Annotated in this window: 18 protein-coding genes; 8 read left to right on the top strand and 10 right to left on the bottom strand. The window is 66.3% G+C overall.

Going from position 1 to position 23,016, the window contains the following annotated elements; translation table 11 throughout:
* Positions 1–264 precede the first annotated feature (264 nt).
* The 3 genes from AB5T46_RS13115 to AB5T46_RS13105 all read right to left on the bottom strand — a co-directional run bounded on the left by AB5T46_RS13115 (position 265) and on the right by AB5T46_RS13105 (position 4,159).
* Positions 265–2,772 (bottom strand): diguanylate cyclase, encoded by a 2,508-nt coding sequence (locus tag AB5T46_RS13115; protein WP_370564434.1) that lies wholly within the window; start codon positions 2,770–2,772, stop codon positions 265–267.
* Between the two features lie 29 nt (positions 2,773–2,801).
* On the bottom strand, positions 2,802–3,020 hold the full coding sequence (locus AB5T46_RS13110; protein ID WP_370564433.1) for a hypothetical protein: 219 nt from the start codon (positions 3,018–3,020) through the stop codon (positions 2,802–2,804).
* A 98-nt stretch (positions 3,021–3,118) separates the two neighbouring features.
* Complete coding sequence (locus AB5T46_RS13105) at positions 3,119–4,159, bottom strand: S66 peptidase family protein (RefSeq protein WP_370564432.1); 1,041 nt, start codon at positions 4,157–4,159, stop codon at positions 3,119–3,121.
* A 270-nt stretch (positions 4,160–4,429) separates the two neighbouring features.
* On the opposite strand from AB5T46_RS13105, the gene AB5T46_RS13100 reads away from it, so the two are divergent.
* Positions 4,430–4,822: a GFA family protein gene (locus tag AB5T46_RS13100; protein WP_370564431.1), complete on the top strand. Its 393-nt coding sequence runs from the start codon at positions 4,430–4,432 to the stop codon at positions 4,820–4,822.
* 94 nt (positions 4,823–4,916) lie between these two features.
* Here AB5T46_RS13100 and AB5T46_RS13095 read toward each other — a convergent pair whose 3' ends face one another.
* Positions 4,917–5,597: an alpha/beta fold hydrolase gene (locus tag AB5T46_RS13095; RefSeq protein ID WP_370564430.1), complete on the bottom strand. Its 681-nt coding sequence runs from the start codon at positions 5,595–5,597 to the stop codon at positions 4,917–4,919.
* 205 nt (positions 5,598–5,802) lie between these two features.
* On the opposite strand from AB5T46_RS13095, the gene AB5T46_RS13090 reads away from it, so the two are divergent.
* The 3 genes from AB5T46_RS13090 to AB5T46_RS13080 all read left to right on the top strand — a co-directional run bounded on the left by AB5T46_RS13090 (position 5,803) and on the right by AB5T46_RS13080 (position 10,149).
* A complete protein-coding gene (locus AB5T46_RS13090) occupies positions 5,803–6,615 on the top strand; it encodes an alpha/beta fold hydrolase (RefSeq protein ID WP_370564429.1) in 813 nt (270 codons plus the stop codon).
* Positions 6,616–6,883: 268 nt separating this feature from the next.
* Positions 6,884–8,971, top strand: a complete 2,088-nt coding sequence (locus tag AB5T46_RS13085) for a TonB-dependent receptor (RefSeq protein ID WP_370564428.1) — start codon at positions 6,884–6,886, stop codon at positions 8,969–8,971.
* An 8-nt stretch (positions 8,972–8,979) separates the two neighbouring features.
* Positions 8,980–10,149, top strand: coding sequence for a PepSY-associated TM helix domain-containing protein (locus AB5T46_RS13080; protein WP_370564427.1), 1,170 nt, complete (start codon positions 8,980–8,982; stop codon positions 10,147–10,149).
* 79 nt (positions 10,150–10,228) lie between these two features.
* On the opposite strand, the gene AB5T46_RS13075 is transcribed toward AB5T46_RS13080, so the two are convergent.
* The 3 genes from AB5T46_RS13075 to AB5T46_RS13065 form a co-directional block, all read right to left on the bottom strand.
* Entirely contained in the window at positions 10,229–10,615 is a 387-nt protein-coding gene (locus AB5T46_RS13075; protein ID WP_370564426.1) for a hypothetical protein, read from the bottom strand.
* A gap of 660 nt (positions 10,616–11,275) precedes the next feature.
* Positions 11,276–11,551 (bottom strand): hypothetical protein, encoded by a 276-nt coding sequence (locus AB5T46_RS13070; protein WP_370564424.1) that lies wholly within the window; start codon positions 11,549–11,551, stop codon positions 11,276–11,278.
* Positions 11,552–11,678: 127 nt separating this feature from the next.
* Complete coding sequence (locus AB5T46_RS13065; protein ID WP_370564423.1) at positions 11,679–12,203, bottom strand: hypothetical protein; 525 nt, start codon at positions 12,201–12,203, stop codon at positions 11,679–11,681.
* Between the two features lie 636 nt (positions 12,204–12,839).
* On the opposite strand from AB5T46_RS13065, the gene AB5T46_RS13060 reads away from it, so the two are divergent.
* Positions 12,840–15,638, top strand: a complete 2,799-nt coding sequence (locus AB5T46_RS13060; protein WP_370564422.1) for a TonB-dependent receptor — start codon at positions 12,840–12,842, stop codon at positions 15,636–15,638.
* Here AB5T46_RS13060 and AB5T46_RS13055 read toward each other — a convergent pair.
* Positions 15,610–15,783, bottom strand: a complete 174-nt coding sequence (locus tag AB5T46_RS13055; protein WP_370564421.1) for a hypothetical protein — start codon at positions 15,781–15,783, stop codon at positions 15,610–15,612. The genes AB5T46_RS13060 and AB5T46_RS13055 overlap by 29 nt on opposite strands.
* Between AB5T46_RS13055 and AB5T46_RS13050 the strand changes: the two genes are divergently transcribed.
* Positions 15,782–17,770, top strand: a complete 1,989-nt coding sequence (locus tag AB5T46_RS13050; RefSeq protein ID WP_370564420.1) for a metallophosphoesterase — start codon at positions 15,782–15,784, stop codon at positions 17,768–17,770. The genes AB5T46_RS13055 and AB5T46_RS13050 overlap by 2 nt on opposite strands.
* A gap of 112 nt (positions 17,771–17,882) precedes the next feature.
* On the opposite strand, the gene AB5T46_RS13045 is transcribed toward AB5T46_RS13050, so the two are convergent.
* Positions 17,883–18,674 (bottom strand): helix-turn-helix transcriptional regulator, encoded by a 792-nt coding sequence (locus AB5T46_RS13045; RefSeq protein ID WP_370564419.1) that lies wholly within the window; start codon positions 18,672–18,674, stop codon positions 17,883–17,885.
* Positions 18,675–18,778: 104 nt separating this feature from the next.
* Here AB5T46_RS13045 and AB5T46_RS13040 point away from each other — a divergent pair, with 104 nt between their 5' ends.
* A complete protein-coding gene (locus tag AB5T46_RS13040) occupies positions 18,779–20,353 on the top strand; it encodes an MFS transporter (RefSeq protein ID WP_370564418.1) in 1,575 nt (524 codons plus the stop codon).
* 145 nt (positions 20,354–20,498) lie between these two features.
* Here the strand turns inward: AB5T46_RS13040 and AB5T46_RS13035 are convergent, their stop codons facing one another.
* Entirely contained in the window at positions 20,499–21,458 is a 960-nt protein-coding gene (locus tag AB5T46_RS13035; RefSeq protein WP_370564417.1) for a hypothetical protein, read from the bottom strand.
* Between the two features lie 778 nt (positions 21,459–22,236).
* Between AB5T46_RS13035 and AB5T46_RS13030 the strand changes: the two genes are divergently transcribed.
* A complete protein-coding gene (locus AB5T46_RS13030) occupies positions 22,237–22,950 on the top strand; it encodes a TylF/MycF/NovP-related O-methyltransferase (protein WP_370564416.1) in 714 nt (237 codons plus the stop codon).
* Positions 22,951–23,016 lie beyond the last annotated feature (66 nt).

Genomic DNA, 23,016 nt, shown 5'->3' with positions numbered 1-23,016 from the left:
TGCGGCGAGAGTGGAACCCGCTCGTCGCCGAACACGATCTGGAATTCTTCCAGCGCCGGTCGCCAGTGATGGATCGCCTTCCAACGTTGGCTGAGCACGTGGATGGACAGGAAACAAGGATCAGGCTCTGAGCTTTTCCCCGAGCTTTCCTGTGTGAGATCAGCCTGTTAGCGGTGATCTGAGTGGAAACGAGTGCGCGCATGGCGCAGCCTTCGAAGGCATAAGCCAAAGAAGGACTGACGGCCATGCGCGCCGAAAATGAGGTCAGGTTGAGCCGCTCATTTTTCCCCCGAGCCGCTCCTCCGTGGGGCTGTCGAGCGGCGGGATGACGAGCGTTGTGTATTCCTCGTAGTGCGCCGTCGGCAGGTCGCGCAGGGGCAGCCGCTCGGCACGCGGGGTTTCGATCGGAAGCCTTGCCGCCTCGTAGAGGATCACCTCGTGTTCCGGCGGGTACCAGCGCAGCAGCTTGTCGACCAGGGCCTGCAGCCCTTCATGCTCGGCATGGAACCGAGTACACGACAGGTCCCCCGCGAGGGCCACCTGCCACAGCAGCACCAGGCCGGCGGTATCCGGGCGGCGATCGTGTACCAGAAAATGGGTCGTCTCCATCGACTGCACGCCGTGCTGTCCCGGGTCGATGCCGAGGTCGGCGTACAGGCAGGCCTCGGCGGAAATCCCCGGTTCCATGCGCGCCTGGATGCCTTCTTCCCGCGCCTTGCGCACCACCCGGTGCGGCACGTCGGCGAACACGCCCGGGTGGCCGTAGAACACCGCGCACACCCGCTTGCCGGCACGCACCTCGGCCATGATCGCCGCGTCGATCTCGCGGTAGGTCTGGCGCCGGTCCTTGCCGACGGCGTAATGGACGCCGAGGTTGACCGCATCGGGGCGGAAGCTGCTGATCATCGCCAGCGCGAACGGATCGGCCAGGCAGAACACCACCTGGGCCTCGCGGATTTCCGACAGGGCGCGCTCGCTGACGTGGCGGCCGAACTCGATGCCGCTGCCGACCACCACCAGGCCCGCGGCCGGCTCGGGCGCAACGGCGGCATGGTCGTTCGCGCAGACCACTCGGTCGCGGCCTTCGTGCTTGGCGCGGTACAAGGCCTGGTCGGCCTCGTGGATCAGCTGTTCCAGCGTGGCGGTGTGACCGTCGGCCTGGCATACGCCGGAGCTGATGTTGAAGCTGAAGGTGCGCCCGAACACGGTGATCGGCTCGATCCGACCGCGCAGGCGCTGCAGCAGCGCCTCGGCTTCGGCCGCGTCGGTCTCGAGCAGCATCGTGAACTCGTCGCCGCCGCTGCGCCCGGCGATGCCGCGCCCGTCGACGGCTTCGCTGATCCAGGTGCCGAGCGAACGCAGCGCCTCGTCGCCGGCGGCGTGGCCATGGCGGTCGTTGACCTGCTTGAACAGGTCGATGTCGGCGACGATCGCGGTGAACGGCCCGGTATCGCGCGCGCGCGCGAACGCCGCTTCGCCGAGCTTGCGCACCTGCTGGTAGTTGTACAGGCGGGTCAGGCTGTCGTGCTCGGACTGCCAGCGGTAGCGGCGGCGCTCGCGGAACGAGTGGCGCAGCAGCCCCGACAGCAGGAGGGCGGTGACCAGCAACCCGAGCATGCCCACGCCGAGCAGCAGTTGCCGGCGCTGCGTCGCGGTGGCCTGCAGCGCGGCCAGTTCGTTTTCGGCCTCGAGCAGGGCGATCTGCTGTTCCTTCAGCCGGGTGTCGAACTCGACCTGCAGGTAGGCCAGGCGACGCTCGTGCGCGACGCGCCCGCCCGCTTCCGAGGCCGACATGGCCTCCTTGAAGTGGGCGAGCGCCGCGGCGAGGTCGCCGCGCCGTTCCGCCAGCCGGGCGAGCAGGCGCTCGGTCTCGGCAACGGCCAGGTCGGATTCCTGCGCACGGTAGTACTGCAGCGTATCGGTCAGCAGCGCGTGCGCCTCGTCGAGCCCGCGGTTCGACTCGATCAGGCTTTCGGCAACGACGAGCCTCGCGCTCCATGCGCCGGCGGCGAAGCCCGCGGCCTCGAACTCCGCGAGCGCCTGGCGGGCCCACTCCAGCGCCTCGGCATGGCGGCGCTGGCTGGCCGCCATCTTGCCGACGCCGTACTTGCCGTTGGCAACGAAGACGAGGTCGCCGGCGCGCGTGCACGCGTCGATCTGGCGATGTCGCCAGGCTTCCGCCTCGCGGAAGTTGCGCGCGTGGTCTTCGGCCAGCGCCACGTCGCCCAAGGCCAGGCACAGCGCCCTGGGGTCGTTTCCGGACTCCACCAGGTCGAGCGCCCGCAGTGCCAGTTCCCGCGCCTTCCCGGTCTCGCCGACGAGCGTGTGCAGGTAGCTGGCGACACCGAGCAGCTTGGCCGATTCGGCGGGGGCCTCGGGCAGGTACGACAGCCCCTCGCCGAGCCAGGTGAATGCCAGCGGCCAGTCCTCGACGTTGGCCGCGATGCTGATGGCAGTGACATAGACGCGAATACGCAGCGCCGTGGGCATATCCTGCTGCAGCAGATCGGCCAAGCCTTTCAGCGCGGCACGTTCGTCGCCGGCGAGTCCGAGGTTACGCAGGCGCACGAACGCGACGCGGTGGCGCTGCTCTGGCGTGAGCGCATCCAGCCGCGACGACAAGTCTTCGATCTTCGCGTTCGATTCTCGCCAGTGCGCGGTCACCGCCAGCCGCTCGATCTCCTGGACCTGCGCCTCCAGCGCGTCGGTGGCGAGCACCGGCGCGCTGGCAAAAGCGAGCGACAACAACGCGATCTGGATCAGCCTGTACATGGACTGGCGCCTGACGGCAGGGGCGAAGGCTATTCTTCGTAAGCCTTGATGATGTGGTTGGTGGCGAACTTTCCGTCCGTCAGCCCGGTGAGCCGCTTGATCGCCGCGTAGTCCTTGCCCAGCATCGCCTTGCGCTCATCGTCCGACAGCCCGACACGCCGCGTCACCGCCTCCGGGTCCTTTTCGTACTCCGCAGCCAGCGCGGCATCGCTGCTGAGCTTCCTCATCAGATCGAGCAAATTCGACATGTCTCCCCCTGGGCCGACCCCCGCGCGGACATTAGCATAGGAATGTTCGGCTCCGTCGCGTCCCGGGCCGGCCTGCTCTGCCCTCGCCTTTTGGCGGATCAGCCCTGGAACACCGGCTCCAGCAAGCGGAAGCTCCCGGCATCGGCATCCATTTCCACCCTGCCGCCCACGGGCACGATGAACTGCTGCCGGATGTGCCCGATCATCGCGCCGCGGTAGGCGGGGATGTTCAACGGCTTGATGTGGTCGTCGAGGATCTGCTCCAGCGTCAGCGAGCCATACCCTTCGCCGGGGTCGCAATCGGTGCACTCGCCGAAGACGAAGCCGGCGATCCTGTCCAGCGCGCCCATCAGCTTCAACGTGCTGAACATGCGGTCGACGCGGTACGGCGCCTCCGACACGTCCTCCAGGAACAGGATCTTGCCGGTGAAGTCGGGCAGGTACGGCGAGCCGGCCACGGCCGTCAACACGGTCAGATTGCCGCCCACCAGTTCGCCGCGGGCCTTTCCGCCGGTGATGGTGATGGTGCGGTTCTTGCGCGGCACCAGTTCGTCTCCGGCATCGACCACGTTCCGGTACTCCATCAGCTCGCGGTCGAAGAACACGCGCCGGAACTGGTCGACATTGAAGCGGTTCCAGCTGCCCGCACCGATGGGTCCATGGAAGGTGACCAGGCCGGTCTTCGCGTGGATCGCGCTGTGCAGGGCGGTGACGTCGGAATAACCGAGCAGCACCTTGGGGTTGGCGCGGATGACGTCGTAATCGAGCAGCGGCAACAGGCGCGCGGCGCCGGAGCCTCCGCGCGTGCAGATGATGGCCTTGACCGCCTTGTCGGCGAACATCGCATTGATGTCGCCGGCGCGCTCGGCGTCGGTGCCCGCGAGGTGCCCTCGCCTCGCCGCGTAATGCGCCCCGGTCCTGACCTCGAAGCCCAGCGCCTCCATGACCTCCTGGGCAAGCTGCAGGTCGAACGTGTCATGCACGGCCGATGACGGACTGACCAGTGCGACGGTGTCGCCCTTGTTAAGGGCCACCGGCAGCAATCGCCCGCGCGGGGCCGCCATCGCACCGCGCCCGCCGGCGAGCGGCATCAACGCGGCCGCCAGCGCAGCGCTTCCGATGAATTGTCGCCTGTCCATGTTGCCGCCTGCCGATTCGGGGTGCCCGGACTAGACTAGCAACCGACCCTGCACCCAACAATCGGCAAGCCACGGCAGCGGGCTAGACCCTGCCCGATTGCGGGCGCTGGCAAGAGCTGGTGATGGAGAGCGTCGATAATTGTCCCTGACACCTTTTACTGTGCTGACACCGTTTACGGCGGCACGCGGCCCCGCCCGCAGCCAACAATTGCAATGACCGCGCTGTTCGTTGTAAACGTTCGGCCTGCTTGATGCTGGAGAAGACGCAGCATGGACCGATTCACGGGCGGCTGCCTGTGCGGCAACGTGCGCATCGTGGCGTCTGGGCTCCCATACCGGGTCGGCCTTTGTCACTGCCTCGACTGCCGCAAGCATCATGGGGCCCTGTTTCACGCTTCCGCGGTGTTCCCCCAGGATGTGGTGACGATCGAGGGCGAAACACGCGACTACGCCGGGCGGTTTTTCTGTCCCCGCTGCGGCTCGTCCGTTTTCGGCCGCAGCGCGGACGAAATCGAAGTGAACCTGGGATCCCTGGACGCCCCCGACCAACTGATGCCCACCTACGAACTCTGGACCATCCGTCGCGAGTCCTGGTTGCCGCCGTTTCCGCTCACGAGGCGATACGACCGCGATCGTGACGCCACGAGTCGCTTCGAAGAATAGGTCGCACGAACCGCACGAAGGCGTTGAACCCGACTCCTTTTGAAAGCCGTCCATGGGCGCAAGGATCCCAGACCATTTTCGGACGCCTACGGTTTCATTTGCCGAGATAGCTCTCCAGCTGATCGGCCAGCTCCCTGGGGTGGCTAAGCGCGACGCAGTGGCAGCCGGGGACCTCGTCCGGGACGACCCCCAGCCGCTCGGGCCCGAGCCGGCGGAAGAAGGCGGCGGGGAACAAGTGGTCGTCCTTGCACAGGATGATCTTCGTCGGCACGTCCGGGTGCGCCCGCAGCGGCCACGGCTTGTGGTAGGAGGCGTTCGACTGGCCACGTTCCCGGCTCAGCGCCTCCTCGGCCAGCTCGCGTGGAACGCCGTTGTAGAAGCTGATGAACGGGTCGTCGTTGCCGGTCAGCCCGCCGTCCCTGGCCGCTTGCTTCTTGGCCGCCTCGGCGTAGCCGGTGTTGTCCCACCAGTCCGCGGGCCGCTCGCCGGGAGCCGGGATCATCCCCGCCAGGTAGACCAGCACCTCGACCGGTCGCCGGTCGGCGATCAGCGGCGCGATGAAACCGCCGAACGAATGGCCGACGACCACCAGGTCCCGGCGGCCGCCGATCTCCCGGACCACCATGTCGGCGGTCTCTTCCAGGCCCTTGGTCTCGTCCTCGCAAGGTAGATCGGGGGCGACCACGTCATGCCCGCGGGCACGCAGTTCGGCCTCCACCAGATGCCAGGACCAGCCGACGTCGCCGGCGCCATGGATCAGTACGAAGGTGGCCATTCTGCAAAGCTCCCCTGGGTCGGGCTGCCACGTTACTACAGCCTCCCGCTGACGCCCCCAGAAGCCAACTGCTGGACGTTCCTCGATCTGCAATTGTCCCCGACACCATTTCCCGCAGATTTGCGGAAGCGGTCTCCGACTAATAAGGTTGCGGACCAAACTTGTATGGACGGCGCTGTCCGAAGAGCCAGACGGAGCGTATTGCATGTCGTGGAAACTTGACGAGACCGTGCGAACATCTGCGGGGACGGTTGCAACGGGTCGACTCGGTAGCGGTCCTGCACTCGTGCTGGCCCACGGATGGCCGTGGTCCTCGTTCTCATGGCATCGGCTCATTCCGGAGCTCGCAAGGCGGTATCGCGTCCATTGGTACGACATGCCCGGATACGGGCAGTCTGAAAAGAGCGCGGAGTATCGCACGTCGCTCGATGTACAAGGACTGGTCTTCGCCGAGATGCTCGCGCATTGGAGCCTGGAGCAGCCGACCGTCGTTGCCCATGACATGGGCGGAGCAACGACTTTACGCGCGCATCTGCTGCACGGCTGCAACTTCCATCGATACGTCCTGATGAATGTTGTTGCGATGCGCCCGTGGGGATCGGAGTTCTTTGATCATGTCGGTCGCCATGTGGAAGCGTTTTTGGGTTTGCCGCCGCATATCCACAAAGCAGTCGTGGAGGCTTACATCAAGGGGGCGATCGTCAACGACATCGATTCAGTGGATTTCAAGAATCTTGTCGAGCCATGGCTATCGGAGGAAGGACTAGGGAGCTTTTATCGGCAGTTTGCGCAAGCCAATGAAAGATATACCGCCGAAGTCGAGCCAATGTTTGGCGACACACGCTGTCCGGTAAAGATAATCTGGGGCGAGGGCGATCCATGGATTCCGCTGGAGCGAGGCAAAGCACTCCATGCGCTTATCCCGCAAGCATCGTTCGAAACGCTCCCTGGTATTGGCCACCTGCCTCAGCTTGAAGCTCCGGACCTGGTGCTGCGGCGTCTGACCGCATTTTTGTGAGGCGAAGCCGAGGGCTGATGACGGGATCGAAGTTGGCCCGTTTCAATCCGCCGGCATCACCTGCAGGCGATGATCAAGCCATGCGTAGTGGCGGGCCTGGCGCGCGGCGCATCTGTTTTTGGTGACGCCATCCAGTGGGCACGGCGGGTCGGGATGAGGATAGACCGACACATGCCGGCGAAGCGGCGGACGAAGAACGGGCGGCATCTTTTGACAATCATTCTCATTCTCATCCAGAATTCGAGCCCTTGCATCCGGGGCTCCGACATTGAACGCACGTAGCGCTTCCCGCCGCCAGGCGACCTCGAACCTGCCCCTCACCCGCGTGGCTGCCGGCATCCTGATGGCCATGCCGGCCGTGGCGGTGGCCCAAGGCGACCCTGACGGTGCCCTGTCCCCCGTCGAGCTCGACCGGGTCGTCGTCGTTGGCGCGATGACCGACGAAGTGCTCGACCGCGAGCAGATCGAGCGCACCCAGGCCAACGACCTGGCGGACCTGTTCCGGGCCATTCCATCGGTGACGGTGGGCGGCGGCGTCGGCCTGGCGCAGAAGATCTACGTCCGCGGCCTGGAGGACTCGCTGCTCAATGTCACCGTGGACGGCGCCCCGCAGCGCGGCACCCTGTTCCACCACATCGGCCGGGTCGCGATCGAGCCGGAGCTGCTCGAGACCGTGGCGGTCCAGGCCGGCCCGGGCGAAGCCACCTCGGGCTTCGGCGCCATCGGTGGCGCCATCCGGTTCCGCACCCGCGACGCGGTGGACCTGCTGCAGCCCGGCCGCGACGCCGGCGCGCTGTTCAAGGCCGGCTGGTTCAGCAACGATGGGCACAAGGTCAGCACGACCGCGTTCGGCCGCCTCACCGGCGACGTCGGCATCCTCGGTTCTTTCGTGAAGGTCGACCGCGACGACTACGAAGATGGCGACGGCACCGCCCTGCGCGGCACCGGCGCCGACCAGCGCCTGGGCTTCCTGAAGATCGGCGGCGACCTTGGCGGCGGCCACCGTTTCACCGGCAGCTACGAGGCCCGGCGCGAGGAAGGCCGCTTCGGCGCCCGCCCCAACTGGCCGGTCCTGGAGGGCGAGCCGCTGTTCCCGGTGGAGGGCGAGCGGCGCACCGCCGTGCTGAACTACGGTTTCCTGGCCAGCGATTCGCTGGACCTCGAGACGACCGGCTACTGGACGACCTCCTCCTTCATCCAGGACCGTTCCGATCGCTGGGGCCGCTACGGCGCCGACATCGACACCTTCGGCTTCGACCTGCGCGGCCGCTGGACCGGTGGCAACCATGCCCTCGTCGTCGGCGTCGAACACCGCGACGACACCGTGTCCAGCCAGTTCATGGCGGACCCGGCCACCTGGCAGCCGTGGGCGTGGGACCCGGCCGTCGGCTACTTCGAGGAACAGGGCACGCTCTACGGCCTGTACATCCAGGACCAGTGGCAGGTCGCCGATCCCCTGCTGCTGAGCTTCGGCGCCCGCTACGACCACTACGACCTGGACCTGGTGACCTACGGCGATGGCACCGACAGCGACGGCGTCAGCCTCAACGCCGGCGGCAGCTACCGGCTCGCGCCCGGCCTGACCCTCAACGCCGGCTACGCCGAGGCGTTCCGCGGGAAGGAGATCGGCGATGCGTTCACCCTCGAACAACGCCCCGGCCGCCTGACGCTCTCGCCCACCCTGCGGCCGGAAAAGGTGGACAACGCCGAGATCGGCCTGTCTTACGCACGCGACGGCGTCAGCGCCTCGGCCGTCTACTACCGGATGACCATCGACGACGTGATGCTCGACCAGCTCTACGCCGGGCCGCCCCCGCAGGGCGCCGTGTACTACGAGAACGTCGGCACGTTCCGCTCGGACGGCGTTGAGCTGCGCGCCGGCTACGTGCGTGGCGCGTTCTCGGCCGATGCGTACTACAACCGCTACGACTCGCGCTTGAACGACCGCCGCATCGAGGGCTACGAGCACATCGCGCTGGGCAACTCCATGGGCGACAGCTGGCAGCTCACCCTCGGCTGGGACCCGAGCGTGCGCTTCAGCATGCAGCTGGGCGTGAGCCACGTCGAGGACCTGGACGACATCGAGGTGCTGTTCCGCGACGTCGAACTCGGCTTCGTGCCCGAGACCCGCTTCATCGACAAGCCGGGCTACACCGTGGTGGACCTGTTCGCCCGCTGGCAGCCCCTGCGGACCGGCCGCTTCGAGGTGTTCGCCGGCGTCTACAACCTGTTCGACCGCACCTACCGCGCGCATGCCAGCGTCGGCGACTACACCGCCATCCCCGACTACGGCAACGTGGTCGGCCTCAACGAGCCGGGCCGCAACATCCGCCTCGGCGCCTCGCTGCGGTTCTGAGCAGCGCCTTGCACGCGCCGCCGCAACGCCGCCGGCGCACGCGCTGGCGCCAGGCCCTGCTCGCCTGGCACCGGTGGTTCGGCCTGGGTGCATCGCTGTGGTTGCTGCTGCTGGCGCTGACCGGCAGCGCCATCACGTTCTACGACGAGCTCGACACCTGGCTCAACCCCGACCTGCGCACGACCGGCGAGGCCGTGCCCGGCGGGGCGCAGCCGATCCCGGTGGAGCGCGCCATCGAGCAGGCGCAACGGGCGCTGCCCGGTTTCCGGCCCTGGATGATCGACCTGCCCAACACGCCGGGGCGGACGCTGTGGATGCTGGGGCGCCAAGATCCGGACGGTCACGGCGTTCAACTGTTCGCCCACCCGGCCGACGGCCGCGTGCTGGGCTGGCGCGAGCAGGGGCGCCTTGCGCTGGATCGCCGCCACCTGATGGACGTGGTCTATGGCCTGCACGTCGACCTGATGCTGGGCCCGGTGGCGACCTGGCTGTTCGGCCTGGTGTCATTGCTCTGGCTGCTGGACCACGTGGCCGCCGCGCTGCTGTCCGTGCCGCGCATGGCCGCATGGCGGGATGCGTTCCGCCTGTCCGGCCGGCCGGGCAGCGGCCGCCGTCGCCTGGACCGGCATCGCGCGCCGGGCATGTGGTTGCTGGTCCCCACGTTCGTGCTGTCCCTGACCGGTGTCACCCTGGCCTGGCCCGAGGCCAGCCGCGACGCGGTGCGCCTGGTGTCGCCCGTCTCCGAGCGCCTGGACTTCTCCCTGCCCGAAGTCGCCGACGCCACGCGCACGATCGACGCCGACCGGGCCATCGCCCTGGTGCGGGAGCGGATGCCCGCGGCGCGCGTGGACAGCCTGCGCATCCTGCCGCGCGCAGGCGCCTATGCCGTCCGCACCTTCGACCCCCGCGATGTCGACGACCAGGGCCGGCTGTGGACCTACGTGGCGATGGACGACGGCCGCCCGCTGGGCCAGCGCCACGACCGCGGCACCAGCGCCGGCGACCTGTTCTTCGTCTGGCAATACGCCCTGCACTCCGGCAAGGCCTTCGGGCTGGCCGGGCGGATCACGGTGTTCGTCGCCGGGCTGGCCACCGCGCTGCTGTGCATCACCGGGGTGTGGCTGTGGTGGCGCAGGCGGCGGTCGGTGGGCGTGGGCCGGGAAAATGGCGTCAGGTAAATCTACCTGCTCCTCCTCGGCTCTAGGGTGCGCAGAATTCTGTATAAGCGGGATTTCGGTTTGCAGCTGAGGCAGACGGCTATTTCGCCTCGTCGGCGACGATCTGGATGTCGTCGCCGGCGACGAGGATGACGCGCACCTCCGCCAGCAGCGGGTCCGGCTCCACCGGCTCGCCCTTGATCTGCGCAACCTGCACGAAATGCCATCTCGCCGGTACGCCTTCCTTCTCGAAATCGCAGGAGCAGACCACGCGATAGCGGCGCCGGTCCCGTGTCACCTCGAAGTCCCAGCCGTGGTCCTCGGTGTAGATGTCGCGGCAGGCGTAGCCTTGCGCGATCAGGCGGTCGTGCAGCCACGCCGCCAGTTCGTCGCCGCCGATCATCTCGTTGATCGCGTCGGGGCGCGGCGCAACGCCGGGGAACTTGTCGGTTTCGATCTCGAACAGGCGGTGGAAGCGGGCGGCCATGGCGGTCTCATGGATCGAACAAGGTAGGGTGTATGCATCAATCGAGGATGGCGTGCCGTCTGAGGAATTGCAGGCACTTCGGATCGCCCTCTTCGAAAATCTCCGCGCCGCCGCCCATGTAGGCACGCATGAGTTCGTCCTTCGCCCGGTCCTCGTCTGCGAGTTCGAGGGCGCACTGTCCCAGCCGCAGGTGAAGGAGCTCGCAGGTCAGTCGTGCTCGAAATAGTACGCGTCGCCGATAGCGGCCTCAAGAAAGGTGTCAGGGACAATTTGCCTCGGCCGGGGACGCCCTGGCCGGCCGGCCAAGTAAACTTGCTTACAGGCGCCTCCATCCATGCTTGGAACCGGCCGGCGGATAGATCCTCAGCACGAGGTCGAAGATTGTCCCTGACACCTTTTCCCATCGCCGCGCTCGGCGGCGCCACCGCCCGTCAGCTGGTCGCGCGCGGAGAGGGCGACAGGGCCGTGCATTTCCTGCTCGATGCACTGCGCGCCGAACGGATAGCGGTCCGGCAAGAAAGGTAAGAAAAGGTGTCAGAAGGTAAGAAAGGTGTCACTCCAACCCGGGAGCGGGAGAAGCTTCTGTGCGCCTGTTGACCCGGACGGCGAAATGGCGACCCTGTTCTGCTCATCGCACGCTTCACTGATACCTGCACCAGTTCAGCGGGCGCTCCGGGTGCAAACTTCCCCTTCAACGTCGACGACTGCATCACCGGGATAGGCGATGCCCAACTCCTCGCATTTCGCCCTGACGTTGTCCCGCAGTTCCGGCAGCTTCCCGCGGATCTGCTTCTCGGAAGGCTGTATTCCGTGGACATGCTTCTTGCTGAAGACCTCCTCGCTGGTGACGACCCTGTGCGTCTGGTTCAGGTCGTAGGCCAGCCAGAAGTAACCTGTTTTAGCACTCATTGCGCCCTCCTTCTCGTTGATGGTCATTGGATTCGCACGGGAATGGCGCGCCCCTGCTCACTGCCCGGCCGCGATCCCGATGTGACTGGAGCATCCGTGGCCAGCGGCGCGCTCGATCGCATAGTCGACAGCACCGGCGGCAAAAACGCCCGTCCTAGCCGTTCCACTCGTACAGATAGCTGCTGGAGTGGTTGAAATAGAGAATGCGGGCGTCGTCGAGGGAGTACTCCTCGGCTTCGGCGGTCTCCGGGTCGTAGATCTCCACCCGGTCAGGCCCCAGAATCCTGCCTGCGCAAACGTGGCGGGCCGTATAGAACGCGAAGTCTGCGTTCGGATTGGCATTGCTGACCTCGCCGAAACTGTTGCATAGCCGGTATCCGAGCTTCTCCCTGGCCCACTCGAACTGATCGGCGGGCGTGGCGTTGCGGATGACGACCTCGGCGATCTCGCGCTGCTTGTTCAGCGACAGCCTCGCGTACTCCACGCCGACTTCGCCGAGCAGCCAGAAGACCGACATCACCGAGCACAGCTGCGCGATGAACACATAGTCCTCCAGGCCGGACTCGGACATCGAATCGTCCACCAGGTACTCGCGATCCTCCAGCGGAACCACCAGGGACGCGGCCTTGACGAACACGCCCGGATTCTTCACCGACAGCTTGCGTATCACGATGTTCATGCGTCTCTCCTCTTCGTTCGATCTGCCGGACCCGGCAGATTTCAGGGATGCCATGGCATTGCCTTCTCGATCGCCCCGTGCCCTTCCCGCACAGCGTCGCATCGAGGGCCAGCAGGCTTCCCTCATCCAGAACGTCGAAAGGATCGTCTAGTGAACGATCCACAATGCCGGGATCGACCGTCGTTCGCCAGACCAGGCGTTGATGTCGCGAACGAGCCCGGCCGCGTGCCACCTGTCCATTGCCGCCGATCAAGCCTGCAAGGGCTGGTCTTCGAGACCAGGAATCCGACGAAAAATGGTGTCAGAAAATGGAAAAATGGAGGGCTCAGCGCTGCCGACCGCAGGGCGACGGATCGCTCGAGTTCCCGCGCCGCGTCGACGATCTCTGCGCCCTTGGGAGCGACCGGCCAGCTTCGCGCGTGATGCCGCGGTAGACGCTCCATCGCCGCGTTGTCGTAGGGCATGCGCCTGCGCGCCGTGCGCGCCAAGCAGTCTCCATGGCGGCACGATGGAAATCACGGCGTCACATTGCCTGCCTAGCCTTGTCCGGATCCCCGGCGGGGAACCGGCTCCGGACCGTTCGGACCGATCGCTTCTCCGCCGCAGGGCCCCCCGCGACCCAACCCAGAGAGCAGCATGTCGAATTGCCGTCGGTTTCCCCGTGTCCCAACCCCGCGGTCCAGGCTGCTCAGCCGCACCATCCACTGCCTGCTGGCCGCCGGCATGACGTCGGTGTCGTTGCCGGCGCTGGCCCAGAGCGAAACGGATGCCGAAGCAACGCCGACGGAACTGGACGCAGTGGAAGTGACCGGAAGCTACAGCCGCAGCCTCGAGCAGGCGGTCGACATCAAGCGCTACAGCATCGGCTTTTCGGACTCCATCGTCGCCACCGATGTGGCGGACTTTCCCGAACAGAACCTGGCCGAGGCGCTGCAGCGCATGCCGGGCGTGACCATCCAGCGCAACAAGGGGCTGGGCAGCACGGTCAACGTGCGCGGGCTGCCGTCCGACTACACCCACGTCTCGATCAACGATCTCGCCACGGCCTCGGGCAGCGGCGGCCGCGACGTGGAGTTCGACATCTTCGCCTCCGAGATCATCCAGCAGGTGACCGTGGTGAAGTCGCCCACGGCCGCCGACGAGGAAGGCGGCATCGCCGGCTCGGTCAAGATCTCGACCGCGCGCCCGTTCGACTACAGCGACCGCAAGCTGGTGGCCACGCTGGAAGGCGCGCACAACTCCATCTCGGAAGAGAACGACCCCAAGTTCTCGTTCCTGGCCGCCGACACCTGGGGCGACTGGGGCGCGCTGGTGTCGTTCTCCAAGGCCAGGCGCACCAACCGCACCGACGCGACCTCGGGCATCAACTTCCGGCCGATGTCGCGTTTCCTCGGCGCCTCGGACGGCCGCGGAGAGCAGGCGGAGGCGGTGCTCGAGCGCGACGCCGGCCTGGTCATCGGCGACCGTACCGATACCGACGAGACCAATTTGATCGTGTTCCAGGACAAGGTGGGCGACCGCGTCTTCCTCAACGAGCAGGACAAGTGGGGCGCCACCACGTCGCTGCAGTACCGGCCAGGCAACCACTTCAGCCTGACGTTCGACGCGATGGTGGGCGGCTACGACACCACCGAGGACGAGTACGACGCAGCCGCCTACTCCGCCTCCAGCCGCAGCACCCTGGACACCATCCACGAATACGACGCCGACACGCTGTCGCGGTACGGGATGGTCGTGCTGCGCGACGTGTCCTACACCGCCACCCAGCACGAGTTCCTGAGCAAGGAGCGGATCAACGAGACCGACTTCGCCCAGTACAGCCTGGCCATGGACTGGAACGGGGGCGCATGGGACCTCGACGCGCTGATCGGCTACTCCGGCGCGGAGAAGACCCTGGACTACTCCAACCTCAAGCACGTGGCCTACGCGCCATCGCGCACGCGCTGGACCGGCCGCAGCGGCGAGACCGTGCCCAGCGCGGATCCCGACACCATCGACATGTACGACGCGGCCGACCGCTACCTGTTCGAGGCCTACGAAACCACCCTGGAAAAGACCAGCGACGACAAGTACGCCGCGCAGGTGAACGCAGCCAGGTCGTTCGACCTGGCCTTCCTGCCGGCCCTGCGCAGCGCGCAGTTCGGCGGCCGCTACACCGACAAGTCCAAGGAACGCAGCTACGGCGAGCGCAAGATCGGCGGCCCGAGCGCCGACGACAACTCCTGGGTCGATTCCCGCACCCTGGCCGACAGCCCGCTGCAGTGGATCGGCGACATCGTGCCGGGCGGCGACTACGGCATGAAGGACCTGCGGTGGCAGCAGGTCGACAACGGCTATGCGCGCGGCTTCTTCCGCTACCCCGGCTTTTCCACCCCGTTCGACGACAGCCAGTTCTACCGCGTGGACGAGGAGACGACCAGCCTGTACGCGATGGCCGATTTCGCCTTCGACGTGGGCAGCGTGCCGGTCGCGGTGAATGCCGGCGCGCGCTACGTGGACACCTCGGTCCAGTCCTTCGGCTACCACCCCGTCCAGAATCCGGACGGCAGCACCGGCTACACCGATACGCCGGTGTCCCAGGCCGGCGGCAACACCGATGTGCTGCCCAGCCTGAACCTGTCCGCCGAACTCTCCGGCGGCCTGCTGCTGCGCGCGGCGGCCTCCGAGACCCTGATTCGTCCGGCGCTGACCGACCTGGCCTACAAGCGCACCGCCAGCTGGAGCTCGTACCGCTTCACCGACGGCAATCCGGACCTGCAGCCCACCTACGCCAAACAGTGGGAAGTGGGCCTGGAGAAGTACCTCGACAACGGCGGCCTGCTGGCGGCGTCGTACTTCCGCAAGAGGATCGACGGCGTGGTGATCAGCTCGCTGACCGGCGTGGTCGAGGACGTGGCGGTGTACAACGCCAACGGCACGCTCGCCGGCCACTACGACTTCGACGTGTACCAGCCGGTCAACGCCAGTGGCTCCTACGATGTCGACGGCATCGAGCTGATCGCGCAGCTGCCGCTGGGCGGCCTGCACAGCGCGCTCGAGGGCTTCGGCATCAACGCCAACTACACGATGCTGGAAAGCTCGCTGGCCGGCGAGTCGGACCTGGGCATCAGCACCCCGATGCCCGGCCTGGCGGAGAAGACCTACAACGTCACCGCGTACTACGAGAACGAGCGCTTCGACACCCGCGTGTCCTACAACCACACCGACGAGTACGTGGAGTCGATCGGCTACAACCTGTACCCGATCTGGCGCGACGCCTACGGCCAGCTGGACCTCTCCATCGGCTACCGCCTCACCGACAGCGTCAAGCTCAGCCTGAAGGGCATCAACCTGACCGACCGGGCGACCACCGGCTACACCATGGATCCGTCGTTCCCGACCATGTACGAGCTGTCGGGCCGCCGCATCAGCCTGGGGATCCGGTTCGACCTGTGATCCGGCCGGCTGCCCGCGCGGCGTGGGCGCTGTCGTGTGCGTTGCTGCTGGCCGCCTGCGCCGGCAGCGACCACACCAGGCCGACCGCCGCCGCGGCCGCGGAGCGGTCCGTGTCGCCGTCGCGGCCGGTCCGGATCGCGTTCATGCCCGACATCCATTTCCACGATGTCTACGCCGAGTTCCGGGACGGCTCGTTCCCGGGCGTCCCCAACCCCCGCAACGGCCGCAACGCGACCATCCGCACGATGCAGGCGCAGCTGACGTCCACGCGCCTGTTCAACGAGAACTACTTCGCCTTCCTGGCCGCGCTGGACGATGCGGTCGCGCGCGGGGTGAAGTTCATCGCGCTGCCCGGCGACTTCTCGGACGACGGCCAGCCCGTGCACGTGCGCGGGCTGGTCAGGATCATGGACGACTACGCGGCCAGGCACGGCATCCTGTTCTTCGCCGCGCCGGGCAACCACGACCCGGTGCGTCCGTTCGACCAGGCCAACGGCAAGCGCGACTACCTGGGCCGCGACCCCGTCACCGGCGAGATCGGATCCCCGCAACCCGTCTACAGCCGCGGCGGCAACGCCGACTGCAGCGCCCCGTACGCGGGCGACTGGGCCAGGAGCGGCGCGAGCTACTGCACGCAGGAAGTCCTGCACATGGGCTACGCGGGCATCACCCGGGCGCTGGCGCAGCACGGCCTCATGCCCAGGCCGCAGTACCGCTACTACGAAACGCCCTACAGCACCTACGCCTACGACGACTACGGCTACCGGACGGCGCTGGGCCAGGCCGCCTGGAGCAACCGCCGCTACGAGATCTGCCGGGAAGGCGCCGGCGGCCCCGGCAGGCCCGCCGGCCACACCTTCTGCCGGCAGGTCATCGATACGTCCTACCTGGTCGAACCGGTCGAAGGCGTCTGGCTGGTCGGCCTGGACGCCAACGTCTACGTGCCCACCGGCCCCGGCGCCAACGACTTCACCGGTTCGGGCGACCAGGGCTACAACGCGATGCTCACGCACAAGCCGCATGTGATCGCGTGGCTGCGCGACGTGGTGGCGCGCGGCGAGGCGCAGGGCAAGCAGGTGATCGCGTTCAGCCACTTTCCGATGGCCGGGTTCTACAACGGCGCGTCGGGCGACATCGAGGCGCTGCTCGGCGCCGGCGCGATGCAGATGGCCCGCCGCCCCGGCGAGGACACCACGCGCGCGCTGGCCGGGACCGGCCTGAAGGTGCACGTGGGCGGCCACATGCATTTCAACGACATGGCCGTGCGCCGCTACGGGGGCGACACCGCGCTGTTCAACATCCAGGCCCCCTCCATGGCCGCCTACGTGCCGGCCTACAAGCTGATGACGCTGGACGGCACCGACCGGATCGAGGTGCGCACGGTGCGCCTGGACGACGTGCCGCGCTTCGACGAGCTGTTCGACCTCTACCGCGCGGAGCACGCCTACGCATCGCCGGCGCGGTGGGACCTGTCCATCCTGGAGGCGTCCGACTACGGCGACTTCAATCATCGCTACATGACCGAACTGGTCCGCCTGCGCCTGCTGGACGACCACTGGCCCTGCGACATGCGCGAACTGGTGAAGAGCCCGCTGTCGGGCGCCGACCTGCTCGTGGCGTCGCAGCTGCGGACGGCAGTGACGCTCGAGCAACTCGCCCACACCGGCACGCATGGCGGGCTGTCCACGGCCTTCTTCGGCTGCCTGTCCGGACCACGCGGCAGCGGCGCCGGCAACCCCGCGTTTGCGGCCGACCTGGCCGCCGCCCGGGCCAGGGCCCGCGCGCTGGCGCAGGCCAACGGACTGCAGCTGGAGGATTTCGCCCGCTGGCAGGCGCTCGACCTGGCGGGGGATTTCGTCCGCCTGGCCAACGCCGGGGACCTGGCCTTCGCCGACATCCCCGCCGGGCGCGCGGCCCAGTACAGGCTGCTGGCCCGGGCCCTGCAGCGGACGGACGCGCGCCTGCGGATGGACGGTGCGCGCGTCGGCAGCGACAACACGGCCGGCGACTTCTTCCAGGCACGCCTGAAGCCGCTGTTGGCCATCATGCGCAAGCTCGCGGCGGGCGCGCCGTCGGAGCATGTGCGCCTGGACCTGAGCAACAACACGTTGATCGACCTGTCGGGGGATTGATGGCGCGCCTGAGCCGTGGTCGGACCTGCGGTCGCTCCCGCCGTGTACTCGATTGCTTTCGACTGTTGCACCGGTCGACGAACGCGACGCAAGGCAAACGAAACTGCCCCCGCTATTCTTCGCCGACATACACCACCATCCTGAGATGCCGGTGCTCGTCGACCAGCAGCATGGCGTGTTGGTATCTCCCGTGGTTCGAATCGGCATCGACGATCGTGCCGATGCCGTAACCGTAGGCCTCCAGGTCGGGCTGCTCCCACCAACGGCGAAAGTCGGGCGACAACTTGCTGAGCGCGTCGATCAGCTTCAGCATCGCTGGATCATCCGGAGCGGCCGCCAGGCCGCAGCGGAACTGGGCCAGCAGGCGGGAGGCGTCCTGCCGCCAGTCGGGAAGACGCCTGCGCAGCGTTGGGTCGGCGAACAGCAGGCGCATCATGTTGCGCTCGTCGGGCTTCCTGGCGCTGAAGTCGAACAAGGCATCGGCGGCGGCGTTCCAGGCGACGACGTCCCAGCGCAGGTTCATCACGTACGCGGGCCGGGCCATCTCGTCCATCAGCGTCTGCACCAGTGCCGGAATCGCCTGCCACTGATAGGCCTCGACCGGCGGCGGGCGGCGATGCGCGAGCAGGAAAAGATGGCAGCATTCGGCGTCGTCGAGCCTGAGGGCCTTGGAGACGCCGAGCAGGAAGCTCTCAGAGACATTGATGTCGCGGCCCTGTTCGAACCACGTGTACCAGGTCAGCCCGACGCCGGCGAGGGTGGCCACCTCCTCGCGCCGCAGCCCCGGTGTGCGCCGGCGGCCGGTACCGGGCAGACCGACGTCGGCCGGCGTCAGCCTGTTCCGGTGGCGCACCAGGAAATCGGTGAGGTCGCTACGGGTTCTGGCGAGGTTGTGTCCGGCCATGGGCTGCTGGGTGGTCGCCAGGAGTAATAGGATAACCAGCTACATTGTAACCCTATAACTTCTTGCCAAGAATGCCTGCCCATTAGGTACGAACAGGAGGCGGCATGGCTTCTCACGCTGGGCAGGAGGCGATTTCACGTTCGGCCAGGCAGCGGGCGGGCCTCAAGGAATGGGCCGGCCTGGGGGTGTTGGCGCTGCCCACCTTATTGCTTGGCCTCGATGTCACCATTCTCTACCTGGCGCTGCCCGCACTGGCGGCGGACCTGCAACCCAGCAGCACCCAGGCGCTGTGGATCATGGATGCCTACGGCTTCCTGATCGCCGGCTTCCTCATCACGATGGGCACGCTGGGCGACCGCATCGGCCGCCAGCGGCTGTTGATGATCGGCGCCGCCGCCTTCGGCATCACCTCGGTGATCGCGGCCCACGCCACCAGCGCGGCCATGCTGATCGCCGCGCGTGCAGTGCTGGGGGTTGCCGGCGCCACACTGATGCCGTCGACCCTGGCGTTGATCAGCAACATGTTCGGCGACGTGCGCCAGCGTGCCCTGGCCATCGGCATCTGGGCCACCATGTTCGCCTTGGGCATGGCGGCGGGACCGGTGGTGGGTGGCCTGTTGCTGGAGCGCTTCTGGTGGGGCTCGGCCTTCCTGGTGGCGGTGCCCGTGGTGGCCGCGCTGCTGATCGCGGCCCCGGTGCTGTTGCCCGAATATCGCGCGCCACGCAACGGGCGACTGGACCTGGTCAGCGTGCTGCTCTCGCTGGCGGCGGTGTTGCCGGCCATCTATGGCGTGAAGGAGATCGCCCGGGCGGGGCTCGAACCCGTCGCTGCACTGGCCATGGTGACGGGAGGACTGCTGGCGGCCGCTTTCGTGCGTCGCCAGCGGCGACTGGCTGATCCCCTGCTCGATATGCGGCTGTTCGCGTGCCGCACGTTCAGCGCCGCCCTGGTCGTATTGCTGGTGGGGCTGGTTGGCGTTTCCGGCGTGATGCTGCTGGTCACCCAGTACCTGCAGCTGGTGGCGGGGCTCACACCGCTGGCGGCGGGGCTATGGATGGGACTGCCGGCGCTGGCGATGGTGCTGGCGGGCATCGGGGCGCCGTTGCTCGCGCGCCGCATCCGGCCGGGCCATGTCGTGGGTGCTGCCCTGGCGTTGTCGACGATTGGCTACTGGCTGCTGGCAGGCGTTGGGGTCGATTCCCGCGGAGTGGGCATGGCGATAGCAGGGTTCTCGCTGGTCTATCTTGGCCTGGGCACCATTGCCGCGCTGGGCACGGACCTAGTGGTGGGCGCCGCGCCGGCGGAGAAGGCCGGTTCGGCCTCGGCCATGTCGGAGATGGTCCAGGAGTTGGGTGTTGCGCTGGGCGTGGCCCTGCTGGGCAGCCTGGCCACCTTCGTCTATCGCACGCAGATGAGCGGGATCCTGGCCGATGGCCTGGCAGCCAATCTTTCCGGTGCCGTGGAAGACAGTCTCTGGGCCACCGTCCTGGTTGGCGAACGTCTTCCCGAAGGCGTGTTGCAGCAAGCCCAGCAGGCCTTCACGGCCGGGCTGAACGTGACTGCCACGGTGAGCGGCATCGTCGCCCTGGTGCTGGCGCTGATCTCCATTGTCAGCCTGCGGCATGTCGGGGCAACAGGTGCGAAAATCCCGCCGCTGCCCGAAAAAGGGGCCAGGTGAATGGCCCTGCTACATCTCCGGCGTCGTTGCTCGAGGATCCGCATGGATTCCTGATCACGCCACGACCATAAATCCGTATGACGCAATCCGGCATGGCTGCCGGCCTGCCCGCACCCGCCGATCGCCCGGACGCAAGGCGGGTGCGTTAGAACTTCCTGGCCACATGCTTGCCGCCGGTGATGCGGCTCTTGATGAAAGCCTTCATCGAGGCCGGCACGACCGATTTCACCTTGCTCTTGATGGAGGCCGCCAGTTTCGGCTTTGCCTGGGTGATGACAAAGTCTTCCCACTCGGGATGGCTTGTCACGGTTTGCGCGTGATACCAGAGGTTTCCATAGAGCTGAGTGCGCTGACTGCCGAGGTGGTCGTAGCGCGCTTTGACGCCGTGCATGGTGAAGTTGGTGGGCGAGAAGATCACGATGCTGTTGTTTTCCCGCTGCATTTTCCTGGTGTCGCACCAGCTCCATGGGACCCAGCACCTCTCTGCCTCGGGATGACCTTCCCAATAGGCCTGGACATATTTGTATGCGTCGCGGAACACGAGGTAGTGCGTGTGGTGTTCCTTTTCCTCCGACCCGGGCCCAGGATTGATGTTCACCATGAACGTCAGCGCCTTTTTCCGGATGTCCGGGTGTGGGCTTATTTCATAGCCGTCCAGATACTTCTGGATCCCCGTGTCGTAGAAAACGTCATCCAGGTCGATACCGAATTTCGCAGCGAGTACATCCTGGAGCCGTTGGCCGTTGATGAACTGCATCAACTCGGATATGAACGGTGTTCCCGCCGACATCAGGCGCAGCGTCACCCCGAAGCCTTCACACGACGAATTGTTATGCGTCTGCTTTGCGCCCTTGACCCTGTGCCAGCTTATATAAGTGTCCTTGTTAGTGATGCAGCCTGGGAAATCGATGATCTTGTAGCCGGCCTCGAACAACTCATCGAAGAGCTGGTCGTCCGAATCCCGGGCACGAAGCGCAATTTCCGGCGCAGCCGTGATCTGCGAAAGGTGCTGGTCGTTGAAGAAATCCTTGATGTAGAGATGCGAAAACGGCTCATGTCCGAATTCGGCCGCGTTGATCTTCTCTAGCAGGTATTCGAAGGACATTGTTTTCACCTTTTCAACGAGATGCCGGCCATCGAATGCCGCGAACGAGCAATCAGCACGTCGTCGCCGCTGCGCGACGTCGGCGTCTGGGCTACGCGCCGCCCCACCCGTCAAGGTCGGTCAAGCCAGGAGCGCCGCGCTGCGGAATGTGTTTGCTGCAGGCGTGTGAGGGAGCCCAGGGCTGCGCTGCGTGCAACCGCGCGCCTTGGCGCGATCGGGTGCACGAAACATCAGCGCCGACGAAGGGGTTGGTGTTCGGATGCGTGGCGTCGGGGCCGGCGTTGCGGCAATCGTCGATCCCTTGAGCGAGGGGCCGGCCTCCGGAACGAACTCGATGCGCGTTCATCAAGTTGACCTCCTTGGAGCACTAAACAGGCAAACGGCGGGGTTTGCCAGATCAGGCCATGCCACTTGGCGCGCTTCATGCATGTTAAGACGGCTTCGAAGCGCGGCGTGGGCTGGACCGCCTATTCAGCCACGCGACCCGCGTATTGCGGGACGACATTGTTTTTCGAATCACGTGACAGCGGGGTGATGTGACGACCCCATCACCATCGTTGCGGCGCACCAACTGGGCAAGATCGGCGCGAAGTCGTTGTCGTCGGCAGTGAGGGGCGCCTTTATCAAGGTGGTGATATTCTCGCTGCCCTAGTGTGCCGGCTTGTCGCGCCGGCCTCAGGAGATGTGGCCGGCCAAGGTAGGCAGTCTGGTCGGGACGACCCAGGATGACAACCTGGTCACGCTCGGCGTTGAATCACGATGGCACAGGAGGAATCTGATGCATGAGGATGTCGCTCCCGAAAGCCTCGAGTGGGGATACCTGAACAGGCGCATCACCGTCGCTCCCAAGAAGTCTGTGCTTGAGCTTTGTGTTGCGTTGTCTCGGCGCGTGCCTGGAAATATCGTCGAGTTCGGCGTCGCGAATGGTGATTCAACCAGAATCCTGCGACGTGCTTTGGGGCGTTCGGAGAAGCGCATCTATGCCTGCGATTCCTTCGAAGGGCTCAGAGAGAAGTTCGAGAATGCGGAGATAGGTACTTTTGCATGTAACCCGCCGCGAATCCGTGGCGTAGAAATAGTAAAAGGCTATTTCGAGGACTCCCTCACCCCAGAGTTGGCTGCGAGGGTGGGCCGAGTTGCATTTGCTTCACTCGATGCGGATCTGTACTCGTCCACATCGTGTGCCCTGAGGTGGCTGACGCCTCTGCTGGGATCAGGAAGCCTCCTGCTCTTCGATGAGTTTCTCGGGGAAAAGGAATCCGAGAAACGCGCCTTTGAAGATTGGTCACACGAGACTGGTCTTCGCACAGTCAGAATCGCTGAGTTTTTACGAGAACCAAGCGGCTGGGGAACGAGAATCGACAAACGCCCGCTCTTTCAGGTCATAGGCGGCGACCTCCTTCCGAAACCTGCAGTTCCGCTTCGGGACCGTTTTCGTGGGGGCCGTCTGGGCGGGATTGCTCGCCGCGCGCGCGATCTGGTCTTTAGATAGGAAATGACTGCAACAAAGGGGACGGAGGCAATTAAGTCGTCTCCCGCTTTCTTGGTCGGCCCCGCG

Source organism: Luteimonas salinilitoris (genome assembly GCF_041300785.1).
Taxonomy (GTDB): domain Bacteria; phylum Pseudomonadota; class Gammaproteobacteria; order Xanthomonadales; family Xanthomonadaceae; genus Luteimonas; species Luteimonas salinilitoris.
Note: the sequence above shows the minus strand (reverse complement) of the source record. Positions and strands in the feature narration are given on the sequence as shown.